Genomic DNA, 12,536 nt, shown 5'->3' on the forward strand with positions numbered 1-12,536 from the left:
GGAAGCGAAACGGCCCCATATCAGCCGTCGCGCGATGCTGGCGGCCGTTCCCGCGATCGCCGTGGCGGGCTGCACCACCCGGCGGGATCCCGGAACGCTGTCCATGTGGGCGATGAGCTATGAGGGCGACTATTCGCCGATGCTCATGCCCGCCTTCACCCGTGCGACGGGCATATCCGTCGACGTACAGTCGCTTCCCTGGACCGCTGCGCACGAAAAGCTGCTGACCGCCTTTGCGGGCGATGCGATGCCGGACGTGCTGATGCTGCCCAATGGCTGGATCGGCGAGTTCGCCATGATCGGGGCGATCGCGCGGGTTCCCGATGCGACGCTGGTCGCCGACATATTCCCCTCGATTCTCGCCTCGGCACGCCTGCCGGGGGGCGACTATGCGGTGCCCTGGTCGGTCGCGCCGCAGATGCAGTTCTATCGATCCGACCTGTTGAGGGCGGTCGGATATGAAGCCCCGCCGGAGGATTGGGAGAGCTGGCGGCATATGGCGCTGGCGATCAAGAGGCGATGGCCGGACCGCTATGCCGTGCTGTCCTATCTGAACTGGTTCGACACGCTGTTCACCTTCGCCGGGCAGACCCGGTCGCGCCTGTTGCGTGACCAGAATACGCGCGGTGACTTTTCCAGCCCGGAATTCCGCGCCGCGCTCGCCTTCTACAAGTCGCTGTTCGACGACGGCCTCGCCCCGCGCGCGCTGTCGACCGAATTGCAGGATCCGGTGGGTGCATTCGCGCGGGACTATTTCGCGATCTACCCCAGCGGGCCATCATTGCTGCTCGACCTGCGGCGACGCGCCGGGGAGATTCCGGCGAGCCGATGGGCGGTCGCGCGTATGCCCGGGCCCGGCGGACCGGGCCGCGTTTCGGCGATCAGCGCGAACCTCGCGGTTTCCGCCCGATCGCGGCGCCCCGACAAGGCCTGGGCCTTGCTGCGCCACCTGACCTCGGCGGACAGCGAACTGACCTACCAGCGCCTGATCGGCAATCTCCCCGCGCGGATCGACGCCTGGACGAGCCCGCAACTGTCCGGCGCCGTCATCGCCCCCTTCGCCGCGCAGATGGCCGCCCCGGCGCGTCAGCCCGACATCGTCGAGATGGAGCGGATCCGCCTGGACGTTCAGATCGTCGCCGAACGCGTCGTGCGCGGGCAATATTCGATCGACGAGGGCACGAAGGTGATGGACCGCCGCGTCGATGCGTTGCTCGCCAAGCGTCGCGCGTTGGTCGATGCGGGCCGGATCGCATGACCCGACAGGAACGCGCTGCCTGGGCGTTCACGCTGCCCGTGCTGGCGATCATCCTCCTCGTCTTCCTGCTACCGACCGTCCTCGCCTTCGGCCTCTCGGTCACGGACTATAGCATCTACGCGCTGGCGGACTGGTCGAACCTGAAGTTCGTCGGCGTGGGCAATTTCATCGATCTCTTCGCCACGCCGCTGTTCTGGCGTGCGCTCGCCAATACGGGCGTGTTCGCGCTGCTGGGCGTGCCGATGGCGATCGGGACCTCGCTGGCGGTGGCGCTGCTCCTTCATGACCGGACGGTCCGATGGAAGCCACTCTGGCGGGTGCTGCTCTTCGCCCCCTATGTCACGAGCGTGGTCGCGACCGCCGTCGTCTGGCGCTTCCTGTTGAATACGCAGTTCGGGCTGATCAACTACGCACTGCGATCGATCGGATTGTCCGGCGTGGATTGGCTGGGTGATCCCCATTCCTCGATCCCGGCGATCCTGCTCTTCGTCACGTGGAAGATCTTCGGCTACAACATGATCGTGTTCACCGCCGCGCTGGCAGCCGTGCCGCAGGACCTGATGGAGGCCGCGCGCCTCGACGGGGCGGGGCGCTGGCGGCGCTTCCGCCACGTCACCTTGCCCGCGATCGGACCGACGCTGCTGCTGGCGGCGGTGATGAGCGTCGCCGGCTTTCTCCAGCTCTTCGCCGAACCCTATGTGATGACACTCGGCGGCCCCGCGCAGAGCACGACGACGGTGCTCTACTTCCTGTTCGACGAAGGGTTCAAATGGTGGAATCTGGGCCAGGCTTCGGCGGTCGCCTTCGTCCTGTTCCTGCTGATCCTCGGCCTGACCATCATCCAGACGGGTATCGGACGGCGCTACGAATGGCTGTGACGCGGCGCGCGCGCGCGATCCTCGCCAATACGCTGATCGCAGGGATCACGCTGCTGACGACGCTTCCGCTCGTCTGGATGGTGCTGGTGTCGTTCATGCCGCGCGGCGCGTCGAGTGCGTTTCCGCCGCCGCTTTGGCCGAGCCACTGGACGCTCGACAATTATCACGAGCTTCTCGCCCGGCGGCTGATCGATGGCGCCTGGTTCGACTATCGCATCATGCCCGCGCTGTGGAACAGCGTGATCGTCGCGACCGCGTCCACACTCCTGGGCCTGCTCCTGACCGTGCCCGCCGGATATGCCTTCGCCAAGCTTCGCTTTCGTGGGCGCGAGCGTCTGCTGCAGTTGCTGATCGCCAGCCTGGTCGTTCCCGGACAAATCGCGATGCTGCCGCTGTTCCTGATCTTCAAGGAACTGGGGCTGGTCAACAGCTACGCGGGTGTGATCCTGCCCAGCCTGGCGGGCATATTCGCGGTGTTGTTCGTCCGGCAGGCCACGCTGTCGATCCCCGACGAGATGCTCGACGCGGCAAGGCTCGACGGGGCGAGCGAGGCGCGGATCTTCGTCTCGGTCGTCCTTCCGCTGCTCGCGCCGGTCACGGTGACGCTGGCGGTCTTCCTGTTCCTGGGGTCGTGGAACGACTTTCTCTGGCCGCTGATCGTCCTCGCCGATCAGCACAAATACACGCTTCCGGTCGCGGTCGCGGCGATCGGGCGCGAACATGCCGCGGATGGCGAGTTGATGATGGCGGCGGCGGTGGTCACCACCCTGCCCGTCCTGCTGATCTTCCTGGCCCTGCAGCGCTACTACATCACCGGGCTGCTGGGGGGCAGCGTCAAGGGCTGAGCCGGGGATAGGCCCGCCCATCCGCCGCGAAGACATGCACGTCGCTCGGGCAGGCACCGATCGACATCGATTCTCCCAGGCGAACGGCATGATCGCCGGGCAATTGCGCGACGATCGGCTCGGCCCGCCCGCCAAGATGTGCGAAGGATAGCGGACCAAGTCGCTCGAACAGCTCGATCGGGCCACCGAACACGCCGTCCGCTCGGGGTCGCAGATGCTCGGGCCGAATACCGAGCGTCACCGCCTCGCCAACGGACCCCGCAGCCATGTCGGCACGCGTAACGACCGTCGCGCCGTCCTCCAGCCGCAGCGTGGCGCCGTCCGCATCGGCAGCGATCACGGTGGCGGGCATCAGGTTCATTCCCGGCGAACCGATCGCACGCGCGACCGCCAGCGTGGCGGGCGCGGCGTAGAGCTCCATCGGCGCACCGACCTGTTCGATCCGTCCCTCCGCCATCACCACGATGCGGTTGGCGAGCGTCATCGCCTCCAACTGGTCATGGGTGACGTAGATCATCGTGCACCCCAGGCTCTGGTGCAGCCGCGCGAATTCGTGCCGCATCCGTACCCGCAACCCGGCATCGAGATTGGACAGCGGCTCGTCCAGCAGGAGGACTTTCGGCTTGCGCACCACCGCGCGCGCGATCGACACCCGCTGCCGCTGCCCACCCGACAGAGCGCGTGGACGCCGGTCGAGAAGCGGCGTCAGGTCGAGCGTATCGGCCACCGCCACGACTCGCGATGCGATCTCGCCCTTGGGGACCCGCGCGACCTTCAACGGAAAGGCGATATTCTCCGCGACGGTCAGGTGCGGGTAGAGCGCATAGGATTGGAACACCATCGCCAGTTCCCGCTCGGCAGGCGGCGCGTCGGTGACGTCACGCCCCCCGATCGCGATACGCCCCGAGGACGGCTCCTCCAGCCCCGCGATCAGCCGCAGGAGCGTCGACTTGCCGCAGCCAGACGGACCGACGATCACGACGAATTCCCCCGCCTCGATCGACAGGCTGGTCGGATGCAGAACGGTGGTACTGCCGAAGCGCTTGCCCAGATGCTCGATCACCACGCCCGCCAAGCCGCATTCCTCCCCATCCATGGTCGAGTGTCGGCGCGTCCCGCCCGCATTACAAGCCATTAGAGGCTCAGGCCTGCGGCGGCACGACGGGCGCCGGAGCGGGCTCGACGGCGAGCGGCCGGACCCGGATCAGCAGCACGCTGCCGATCAGCGCGAGCGTCCCCAGCGCCAGGCAGAAGGTCACGACGCCGGGCCAGCCCATTCGGGTCCAGGCGAACCCTCCCGCCGAACCCAGCACGCTCGACCCCATATAGTAGAAGAACAGATACCAGGCCGCCGCCTGCCCGCGCATCGCGCCGCCCCGCCGCCCGACCCAAGCGCTGGCGATCGAATGCGCACCGAAGAAACCGATCGTCACGATGGCGATCCCGATCACGACCATCCACAATGGCGCGGCGAGGGTCAGGCCCACGCCCGCGATCAGCAGTGCCGTCGGCAGCCAGAAGACCTTTCGCCGCCCGACCTTCCCGGCCAGTCCGCCAAAGACGCTCGAGCTGACCGATCCGAGAATGTAGAGGAGGAAGATCGCGCCGACCGTCGCCTGTCCCAGATGATAGGGCGCACCGAGCAGGTGAAACCCGGCATAATTGTAGACGGTCACGAACATGCCCATCAGCAGAAAGCTTTCCGCATAGAGCAACCGAAGCGCAGGATCACGGAACAGCGTCAGCGCCCCGCGCGGCAGGGCGAGCCAATCCGCCTCGCCGGGCACGAACCGCCGCGACCGGGGAGCGAGACGGCGGAACGCCTCCGCCATGGCGAGCCCGGCCAGGCCGACCGCCGCAATCGCCCATCGCCAGTCGGCCACCGCCGCGACGAGGCTGGCGATCAGCCGCCCGCCCATGCCGCCCAGCGCGCTTCCCGCGATGTAGAGCCCCATGGCGGAGCCGATCGACCCTGCATCCACTTCCTCGGCGACATAGGCCATGGCGACGGCTGGCACGCCCGCCAGCGCGAGCCCGGCGAGCAACCGCAAGGCGAGCAACGCGTACCACCCCGGCGCGACGGCGCTCGCCAGCGTCAGGGTCGCCGCCGCCATCATCGCGGCGGTCATCAGCGAGCGCCGCCCCAACCGATCGGACACCGCCCCCGCCACCAAGATCCCGAAGGCGAGCGGGCCCGTCGCCATCGACACCGCCAGCGACGCCGCCTCGGCACTGAGCCGGTAATGCGCGGCGAGTTCCGGAAGCAGGGGCTGAACCGCATAGAGCGTGGAAAAGGTGGCGAACCCGGCGAACAGCATGGCGAGCGTCAGGCGGCGATAGGCCGCCGACCCCTTGACCAGCGCGTCGGGCGCTCGCCCCGTTTCCTCGGTCGAGTGGGCGGATTGCGTCATGAGGACGATCGCGATGCGTCGAAGCGCCTGCCATCCGCCACGACATGTATCGACGCCCTACTGTGCGGGCTTGCGTCCCCCACCGCTTTGACGCGATATCGACACATGGAGCGGCGCCGGATGGCGACGTCAGGACGAGGTTCGGCGTAATGACATATAGGGCTTTGGCGATCCGCGCCGCACTGGTTCCGATCATGCTCGGGGCGTTTGCCGGAACCGCAGCGCTGGCCGAGCCCGATCCCGGCAAAAAGGCCTGCGTCGCCGAGGCGCGTCGACTTTGCCCGGCCGAGATGAAGACGATGAGCCGGAAGAAGGTTGAGGCCTGTATGATCGCGAAGATCGAGCAGACGTCGCCGGTCTGTCATGCCGCGATGCTGAAGATCAAGGCCGAGCGCGAGGCGACGGTTCGGAAGTGATGCCCAACGCCCGGTTCTCGACACCGATCCGGACATAAAGCATCGCGGCGTTGAGCACCGTGAACAGCGCCGCGATCCACACCAATCCGAAGGTGAGCGGAAGGACCGCCAGTTCCGCCGTGACGACCACGTAATTGGGGTGGCGCAGGAAGCGGAACGGTCCGCGCGCGACGAGCGGCGCGCCCGGCAGGACGATGACCCGCGTCGTCCACCGCGGGCCCAGCGTCGCGAGAACCCAGATCCGCATCGCCTGGAGAAAGACGAAGACGAGCAGCAACGGCCATGACACCGGTCGCCCGCCGACACTGAACCACAGTGCCAGCAGCCAGGCGGTGTGCATCAGGACCATGACCGGATAATGCGACGCGCCATATTCCCGCGCGCCTTCCGCCATCAGGCGCGCCGTGTTGCGCCGCGCGATGACGAGTTCGCTCAGCCGTTGAAGCGTCACGAACGCCATGATCAGATAGGGCAGCATCATCCATTCCCCTGCAACACCAGCGACGACGCGGTGAAGCCCGGCCCGAGCGCGCTGAGCAGGGATAGCGGCGGGAGGCCCATCCGGCGATAGCGGTCCAGGACGAAGAGGACGGTCGGCGCCGACATGTTGCCATGCTCACGCAGCACGTTCCGCTCCTCCGCGAGCGTGCCGCTGTCCAGCTCGAGCGCCTTCTCCAGCGCATCTAGCACCTTGGCGCCGCCGGGATGGCAGATGAAGCGATCGATATCCGACAGCGCCAGGCCTTGCGAGGCCAGCATTTCGGTCAGCGCCTGTCGCATCTCACGCTCGGCAAATGCGGGGATGGCACGGTTCAGGACGACTGCCAGCCCGCTCGCCTCGGTCCGCCAGCCCATGATGTCGAGCGTATCGTTCCAGGTCTTCTCCGCATTGCCGACGATCCGCGCGAATCCGTCTTCGCCCGCCCGCAGCACGCAGGCCGCCGCGCCGTCGCCAAACAGCGCCGTGGAGATGAGGTCGGCCTTGTCGGCTTCGTGCGTGCGCAGCGCCAGGCTGCACAATTCGACGGTCACGAACAGGACGATCGATCCCGGCCGCGCGCGCGCCAGTTCCGCCGCCAGTCCCATGCCCGTCGCGCCCCCCGCGCAGCCCAGACCGAATACGGGCACCCGCCGCACGTCATTGCGGAAGGGCAGCCGCGCCATCGCCCGCGCCTCCAGACTGGGCGTGGCGATGCCGGTCGAGGATATGGTGACGATCGTATCCACGGCCTCCGCCGCCAGTCCGGCTTCGTCCAGCGCCGCACGTGCCGCCTCGACATACAGGTCGAGCGCTACGTCGAGATAGGCCGCACTCCGCTCCTCGAACGAACGCGGGGTGCGATACCATTCCAGCGGCATGGCGAGTTGACGGGTTCCGACACCCGCATGATCGAACACGGGCGCCAAACGATCGAAGTCCGAAAATCGGTCTCCGATCAGGTCCCTCGCAGTGGCCAGGGCCTGATCCTGCGAGAGCATATGCTGGGGCGTTCGCGTGGCGAGGGAGAGAATGGCAACCGGCTGAGACATGCACCGTCCGACTAGCCGGCGATCCGGCGAAAAAGGATTCCCGGGCGCAACGATCCGCGTTGCGGCAGGTTCATTCCGACGCGAAATACTGTTCGGGATACGAGGATGGTGGCGAACGTGCAAACATGGTTCAGATGACCGCCCCGCCCGCCACGACTTCGACGGACACCCAAATGGCGGGGGTCCGCGAGTGGCTCGGCTTCACCTGTATGTGCCTCGGCATGTTCATGGCGATCCTCGACATACAGATCGTCGCCACCTCGCTGCCCACCATCCAGGCGGCCCTGAAGATCCCCGTCGATCGCATGGTGTGGATCCAGACGGCCTACCTCACGGCGGAGATCGTTGCGATCCCGCTGACCGGTTTCCTGACCGACCGGCTGGGCATGCGGCGATTGTTCGTGATCGCGGTCAGCCTCTTCACCCTCGCATCGCTGGGCTGCGCGCTGAGCGGCAGTTTCGAAAGCCTGATCCTGTGGCGGGTGCTTCAGGGCTTTTCGGGCGGCACGTTGATCCCGATCGTCTTTTCGGCGGTGTTCCTCCTGTTTCCGGAGCGTGTTCAGGGGCTGGCCACGACGATCGCGGGCGTCGCGGCCGTGCTGGCGCCAACCATCGGGCCGATCGTCGGTGGATGGGTCACCCAGTCCTTTTCATGGCACTGGCTGTTCCGCATCAACATCCTGCCAGGCATAGCCGCCGCGCTGGGCGTCGCGTTGCTGCTGCGGGGGCGCGATCCGGTCGAGCAGGATCGGCCACGGCGTCGCATCGACATCCTCGCCTTGCTGCTGATGGCGATCAGCCTCGTCGCATTGCAGATCGGATTGAAGGACGCGCCCGGCTATGGCTGGGGCAATGCGCATGTCGTCGTGCTGCTGGCAATCTTCCTGCTGTGCGGCGCGGGCTTCGTCGTTCGCACCTGGCGCGCGGCAGAGCCGTTGGTCGAACTGCGCTGCATGGCCGATCGCAACTTCGCGATCGGCTGCGTCTTCAGCTTCGCATTGGGGTTCAGCCTGCTCGGCTCGACCTATCTGATGCCCTTCTTCCTCGGGCTCGTCCGGGGGCACGGCGCGTTGCGGATCGGCGAGATCATGCTGGTGACCGGTATCGCGCAACTCCTCGCCGCACCGATCGCCGTCTATGCCGAGCGGCGGGTCGATCCGCGCTGGCTGACCGCGTTCGGCTTCGCCCTCTTCGCGGTCGGCCTGCTGCTGAGCAGCGGTCAGACCGCCCACACCGACTTCCATGCGATGATCGTGCCGCAGGTCATACGCGGCGCCGCGATCATGTTCTGCCTGTTGCCGCCGACCCGGATGGCGCTCGGCCGACTGCCCAAAAATCTCGTCGCCGATGGCAGCGGACTGTTCAACCTGATGCGCAATCTGGGCGGCGCGGTCGGCCTCGCGCTGATCGATACGGTGATCTTCAGTCATGCCGCGAGCGAGGGTCATCGGATCGCGGCCAGGCTCCAGGCGGGCGACCTCGACACCGCGCTGAAGATCGGCATTCCCCGCGACGCCTTTCTCGAGCAGCGCGGACAGCCACTGGACGATTTCGCCGTCGAGTTGGTTCGCCCCCTGGTCGAGAAGGCGGCGCTGGTCCCCTCGGTCAACATCGCCTGGCTGATGTGCGGGCTGTTGACCGTCGTAACCCTGATCGCCGTCTTCTGGGTACGGCGGACGCCGGAGGACTGATCCCGGCGTCCGCCGTGCCGGTCAGAGGTCCATGGCGTAGAGCGCGTGATGCGCCAGGATGAACAGGCGCCCCGCTCCGGTCCGATCGACCAGCAACTGCAGCGGCCGTTCCGGCGTGTCGATCCGCCGGAGCAGCCGACCGTCGGGCGCATAGACGAATACCTGGCCGTTCGCGACGTACAGGTTGCCCGCCGCATCGCGCGCGACGCTCTCCCCGCCACGCTCGGCCAGAACGCGCAGGTCGGTCACCCGACCCTCCGTCCCGACCCGGCCCGCATAGGTCCTGTTCTCCGACGCGTTGGTGAGGACGACCTCGCGCCCGGCGCCCGCCGACGTGAAGCCATAGGCGTCGAGCGTGTCCGACCACCGCCAGCCGCGATGATCGTCCGGCCCCTGGTTCCACACGCGAAAGGCGGGCAGCACCAGCGAACCATCGGGCGAGACATATTCCTGCGGCTTGGGCTCGCCCATCTTGGCCGCGAACAGATCGGCCATGGTCGGATAGAGATAGGTCTTGGGATCGATCCGATCCGCGAACTCGCCATTGGCCCAGACATTGACCGGCAACAGCGTCGTCGCACCGTCATGCGCCCGGGCGGGCGTCGGCGCGATGACGGTGACGGCATCCGGCCTTGCCGGATCGATGCTGTAGACCGTGCCGTCGCGCCCGGCGGAGGATTGGACGAACAGCTTACCCGACCGGTCGACCGCCAGATTGACCGCGTCGAGCGGCGCGTCCGCGACGATGCCCAGCCCGTCGGCCTGCGACCAGCTATGGATACGCTGGAAGAAGCGATCGATGAAATAGAGCTTTCCCTTCGCGTCCAGCGCACCGCCGGCGATCGAATAGAAGCCATCGGCCAGCTTGCGCACGCCCGGCGTGACCGGGACGGTCGAGGCCGTCGCGGCGGTCGCTGGAGCGGTCGGAACGTCGAGCTTGGCGAATTCACGCTCGCGCACCTCCGTCTGGCGGGTCATGTCCTTGATCGCATTCTCGAACGGGTATTTGCTGGCCCGGACGAAGGTGCCGCACCCCTTCGCGTCGCAACTGGCGAAGCCGCTCTCGGCATTCACATGGACGTTGCGCAGGCGAATATCGCCCGAGTCGTAGAGCTTGATCGCCGCATCCATCGGCTTGGCGGTGCGGGTGACGCGATAGCCGTGGTAATTGGCGAACAGGATGTTCCGGCTATGACGGAATTCGGTCGACACCGCATTCACCCCGTCGCGCACCTCCTGCTCGGTCTGCGGCGCCAGGAATTCCCAATTGGCGACGTGATCGAGCACGATCTCGGCGCGATAGTGATGCTCCGCCGACAATTGGTAGACATGGCCCGGCGTCGTCGTGTTGGAGACGTGGAAACCCGCCGACGCCAGCGTGTTGGGCGACCACAAGGCGTTAAACGTACCGCCCCCGCCATCGGTCACCATGATGCTGGGATATTGGCCGTCGAAGCGAGCCTGGTCGCTGCCGAAGCGGATCGGGCTGCCGCGGGTCAGCACCGTGCCACCGCCGCCCTGGATCTTGACGTCGTCGACCAGCGAGGCTTCGCCCGCCTTCCAGAGCAGGGCCGTGGCGCGCGGATTGACCCCGCCCGTCCAAAGCCCCACGCCCGACACGATCCCCGCCCCGCCCCTGGCGCTTTCCAGCAGCGCGTGGGCAGAGCCGACGCCGCGATAGGCGGGCGAGTCGTCGGCCAGATAGATATGGGTGAGACTGGGGTGCAGCGCGATCAGCACGCTGTCGGGGCGAAGCCGCAACGTGTCGCTGATCCGGTAGCGCCCCATCGGCAGATAGAGGACGCGGTGGGTATCGATCGCCCGTTGGAGCGCGGCGGTGTCGTCGGTGGCGTCGTCACCCTTGACGCCCAGCGTATGCACGTTGGTCCAGGCGGCCACCCGCGGCAGTGCGGGGATCGCCGGTCTGGCGCGCGCGGGCACCTTCCCCAGCGGGGTCATCGTCACGTCGGTGGCGAAATCTCCCGTCTGGCCGAGTGTCGGCACCTTCAATCCATAGGAAAAGTCGGCAACCCGGTAACGCGGCCCCGCCCCCTTGACGGTCCGGCCGCTATCGCGGAAGCGCGCGAAGACCGGCGTCGCGATCCCGACCGCATCATCGAAGCCGATCTGCGTGAACACGCTCTTCTCCGAAGAGATCAGCACGCCCGCATCCCGGACATTCTCGAACCGGACGCCCTTCCCCCAAAGCGAATCCGAATAGCCGCGATCGATCTCGATGCCGACGGGCGTGTCGCGGATCGCGACGTTGACGAGCGTCAGGTCGACCTCATGCTCACGGATCGCCGCGTCGCGCTGGCCCGAGAAATCGGAGTCGATCAGCGTGAACTGCCAGGCGGGCGACGTCTTCTCGGTAACGATACCATACCGGCCGCCGAAAAAGCGCAGGGACTGGGCCGCGTTTCCGGCCTGGTAGATGCCTGCGAAACCCGAACCCAGGTGGAAGTCGACATGACGCAGATAGCCGTGCTGCGCGACGCGGAACCGCACCGCCACGGCGCCAGCATTCCCCTCCCCGATCCGGAAGTCGATATTGGCGAGCGCCGAGTAGAAGGTGGTCGAGGTGGCGTCGAACAGAGTGGGGTCGTGCGGCACCGTGGTCGACACCGGCACCGGGGGCTTGCCCGAGCGATACTGATCCTCACCCGCGAAGGTCAGCATGGCGGCGATGCCCGCGCCGAAGCCCGGCGTCGCGTCCGCCAGCACGATCTCCGGCCGGGTCGCACCGACCCCGAAGATCCGAACCCCCGATCGCAGGATAATCGTGCGGGTGATGCGGTATCGGCCCGAGGGCAGGAAGACGATGCCGCCATGGCCACCCTTCGCCGCCGCGTCGATGCCTTGCTGGATCGCGGCGCTGTCGTCCGCCTTGCCGTCGCCGATGCCGCGGATCGTCACCGCCGCCGGGTCCGATGGCGCCGTGCGATAGATCGAGGTAACGGATTGCGCCATGGCCGGTGTCACCATCGACGGCACAGCCGCCACCACCACCGCCGCGCCTAGCAGCCAGTTCGCCTTCATCGCTCTCTCCCCGTTTCGGCCATATCGTAACCGCCGGGCCGCCGGCGTCGCCAAACCAAGTTAAGCGAAGGGTCAGGCGTAGAGGCTGAACGCCTGCGCCGCGATCGCCACCTGCGTTCGGTTGCGCACGTTGAGCTTGCGCATCAGGGCGGTCATGTGTGCCTTCACCGTCGCCTCGGCGATACCGAGGTCGTAGGCGATCTGCTTGTTCAGCAGGCCCGAATGGACTCCGCGAAGCACCTTCATCTGCGTCGGCGTCAACTGCGCGATCCCGGCCTGAACCGGGGGCAGCGCAAGGCCCGGATTCGCGGGTTGATGGGCGATCGATTGCATCCCTTCCATCGTCATCCTCCTCCATATGGCCCATCGGGCCATCGGCCGTCGGTCATATGCGCCGACTGGTCCGATCGTCGGCCCAACCGACCCTATCGGACGGATTCGGTTGGACAGATTTCTACAAATCCTCCA

General features: G+C 67.0%; 11 protein-coding genes. 5 read left to right on the forward strand and 6 right to left on the reverse strand.

Annotated features, from left to right (window positions below):
* Positions 1-34 precede the first annotated feature (34 nt).
* From LRP66_RS01470 to LRP66_RS01480, 3 genes are read left to right on the forward strand one after another with little or no spacing between them, the layout of a single operon-like run.
* Entirely contained in the window at positions 35-1,258 is a 1,224-nt protein-coding gene (locus LRP66_RS01470; RefSeq protein WP_230480722.1) for an extracellular solute-binding protein, read from the forward strand.
* Positions 1,255-2,136: a carbohydrate ABC transporter permease gene (locus tag LRP66_RS01475; RefSeq protein WP_230480723.1), complete on the forward strand. Its 882-nt coding sequence runs from the start codon at positions 1,255-1,257 to the stop codon at positions 2,134-2,136. The genes LRP66_RS01470 and LRP66_RS01475 overlap by 4 nt, the downstream gene beginning before the upstream one ends.
* Positions 2,127-2,981, forward strand: a complete 855-nt coding sequence (locus LRP66_RS01480) for a carbohydrate ABC transporter permease (protein WP_230480724.1) — start codon at positions 2,127-2,129, stop codon at positions 2,979-2,981. Before LRP66_RS01475 ends, LRP66_RS01480 begins: the two co-directional genes overlap by 10 nt.
* Here LRP66_RS01480 and LRP66_RS01485 read toward each other — a convergent pair.
* A complete protein-coding gene (locus tag LRP66_RS01485; protein WP_230480938.1) occupies positions 2,971-4,047 on the reverse strand; it encodes an ABC transporter ATP-binding protein in 1,077 nt (358 codons plus the stop codon). The genes LRP66_RS01480 and LRP66_RS01485 overlap by 11 nt on opposite strands.
* 76 nt (positions 4,048-4,123) lie before the next feature.
* Positions 4,124-5,392, reverse strand: coding sequence for an MFS transporter (locus LRP66_RS01490; protein ID WP_230480725.1), 1,269 nt, complete (start codon positions 5,390-5,392; stop codon positions 4,124-4,126).
* Positions 5,393-5,556: 164 nt separating this feature from the next.
* On the opposite strand from LRP66_RS01490, the gene LRP66_RS01495 reads away from it, so the two are divergent.
* The gene (locus LRP66_RS01495; RefSeq protein WP_230480726.1) at positions 5,557-5,808 is read left to right on the forward strand and encodes a hypothetical protein; all 252 of its coding nucleotides are present in this window, start codon (positions 5,557-5,559) and stop codon (positions 5,806-5,808) included.
* Here the strand turns inward: LRP66_RS01495 and LRP66_RS01500 are convergent.
* On the reverse strand, positions 5,774-6,289 hold the full coding sequence (locus LRP66_RS01500) for an isoprenylcysteine carboxyl methyltransferase family protein (protein WP_230480727.1): 516 nt from the start codon (positions 6,287-6,289) through the stop codon (positions 5,774-5,776). The two genes, LRP66_RS01495 and LRP66_RS01500, sit on opposite strands and share 35 nt — an antisense overlap.
* A complete protein-coding gene (locus LRP66_RS01505; RefSeq protein WP_230480728.1) occupies positions 6,286-7,206 on the reverse strand; it encodes a type III polyketide synthase in 921 nt (306 codons plus the stop codon). The genes LRP66_RS01500 and LRP66_RS01505 overlap by 4 nt, the downstream gene beginning before the upstream one ends.
* 305 nt (positions 7,207-7,511) lie before the next feature.
* Between LRP66_RS01505 and LRP66_RS01510 the strand changes: the two genes are divergently transcribed.
* On the forward strand, positions 7,512-9,029 hold the full coding sequence (locus LRP66_RS01510) for a DHA2 family efflux MFS transporter permease subunit (protein ID WP_230480729.1): 1,518 nt from the start codon (positions 7,512-7,514) through the stop codon (positions 9,027-9,029).
* Between the two features lie 21 nt (positions 9,030-9,050).
* On the opposite strand, the gene LRP66_RS01515 is transcribed toward LRP66_RS01510, so the two are convergent.
* Together LRP66_RS01515 and LRP66_RS01520 are read right to left on the reverse strand one after the other, a co-directional pair.
* A complete protein-coding gene (locus LRP66_RS01515; RefSeq protein ID WP_230480730.1) occupies positions 9,051-12,068 on the reverse strand; it encodes a glycosyl hydrolase family 28-related protein in 3,018 nt (1,005 codons plus the stop codon).
* Positions 12,069-12,140: 72 nt separating this feature from the next.
* Positions 12,141-12,410, reverse strand: coding sequence for a helix-turn-helix domain-containing protein (locus LRP66_RS01520; protein WP_230480731.1), 270 nt, complete (start codon positions 12,408-12,410; stop codon positions 12,141-12,143).
* Positions 12,411-12,536 lie beyond the last annotated feature (126 nt).

Origin of the sequence: Sphingomonas sp. Leaf21, assembly GCF_916858675.1 — a bacterium.
Taxonomy (GTDB): domain Bacteria; phylum Pseudomonadota; class Alphaproteobacteria; order Sphingomonadales; family Sphingomonadaceae; genus Sphingomonas.

Coding starts and splice junctions, on each gene's coding strand:
- LRP66_RS01475 (WP_230480723.1), top strand. CDS start 1,255: ATGACCCGACAGGAACGCGCTGCCTGGGCGTTCACGCTGCCCGTGCTG.
- LRP66_RS01470 (WP_230480722.1), top strand. CDS start 35: ATGCTGGCGGCCGTTCCCGCGATCGCCGTGGCGGGCTGCACCACCCGG.
- LRP66_RS01510 (WP_230480729.1), top strand. CDS start 7,512: ATGGCGGGGGTCCGCGAGTGGCTCGGCTTCACCTGTATGTGCCTCGGC.
- LRP66_RS01500 (WP_230480727.1), bottom strand. CDS start 6,289: ATGATGCTGCCCTATCTGATCATGGCGTTCGTGACGCTTCAACGGCTG.
- LRP66_RS01515 (WP_230480730.1), bottom strand. CDS start 12,068: ATGAAGGCGAACTGGCTGCTAGGCGCGGCGGTGGTGGTGGCGGCTGTG.
- LRP66_RS01480 (WP_230480724.1), top strand. CDS start 2,127: ATGGCTGTGACGCGGCGCGCGCGCGCGATCCTCGCCAATACGCTGATC.
- LRP66_RS01490 (WP_230480725.1), bottom strand. CDS start 5,392: ATGACGCAATCCGCCCACTCGACCGAGGAAACGGGGCGAGCGCCCGAC.
- LRP66_RS01520 (WP_230480731.1), bottom strand. CDS start 12,410: ATGGAAGGGATGCAATCGATCGCCCATCAACCCGCGAATCCGGGCCTT.